At 61.3% G+C, this 827-nt stretch carries 1 protein-coding gene; it reads left to right on the forward strand.

What is annotated here, in order from left to right:
- Positions 1-827: methyl-accepting chemotaxis protein (locus ABW22_RS16425; protein ID WP_237763395.1), on the forward strand; the 827-nt coding region annotated here is incomplete at both ends.

Below are 827 nucleotides of genomic sequence, written 5' to 3' on the forward strand. Positions count from 1 at the left end.
ATTGCCGACTCGGTGAACTACACGGTGGAAGAGTTGCGCCAGCTGGTGGGGAACGTGCAAAGTACGGTGACACGCGTTGCGCAGACGACAGCGCAGGTGGAAGGCACCTCCACGGAGTTGCTGGCAGCGTCCACCGAGCAACTGCGCGAGATTCGCGAAACCGGTCAGTCCGTGCTCGACATGGCGTCGCGCATTAACCAGGTGTCCACCCAGGCGCAGGAATCCTCCCAGGTCGCCCGCCAGTCGCTGACGGCCGCCGAATCCGGTCTGCAGGCGGTGCAAAGTGCCATCGGAGGCATGAACTTCATCCGTGACCAGATTCAGGAAACCTCCAAGCGGATTAAACGGCTGGGTGAATCATCGCAAGAGATTGGTGAAATTACCGAGCTGATTTCCGACATTACCGAGCAGACCAATGTGCTGGCGCTCAACGCGGCCATCCAGGCCGCGTCAGCCGGTGAAGCCGGGCGAGGCTTTTCGGTGGTGGCAGAAGAAGTGCAGCGTCTGGCTGAACGTTCTGCGGATGCGACGCGTCAGATTTCGGCGCTGGTGAAAGCCATTCAGACCGATACCCAGGATGCGGTGGCCGCCATGGAGCGCTCCACGCAGGGTGTGGTCGAAGGAGCCAGGCTGTCCGACAATGCGGGTACGGCGCTCACTGAAATTGACCAGGTGTCACGGCGCCTTGCGGATCTGATTGAGCAGATTTCCAGTGCCGCGTCCAGGGAGGCTGCATCCGCCAACGTCGTGGCAGGCAACATGCAGCACATTTTTGCGGTGACGGAGCAAACCGGGGAAGGTACCCGTTCCACGGCGCAGCAGGTGCG

The organism is Thiobacillus denitrificans (genome assembly GCF_001530125.1).
GTDB classification, from domain to species: Bacteria; Pseudomonadota; Gammaproteobacteria; order Burkholderiales; family Thiobacillaceae; genus Thiobacillus; species Thiobacillus denitrificans_C.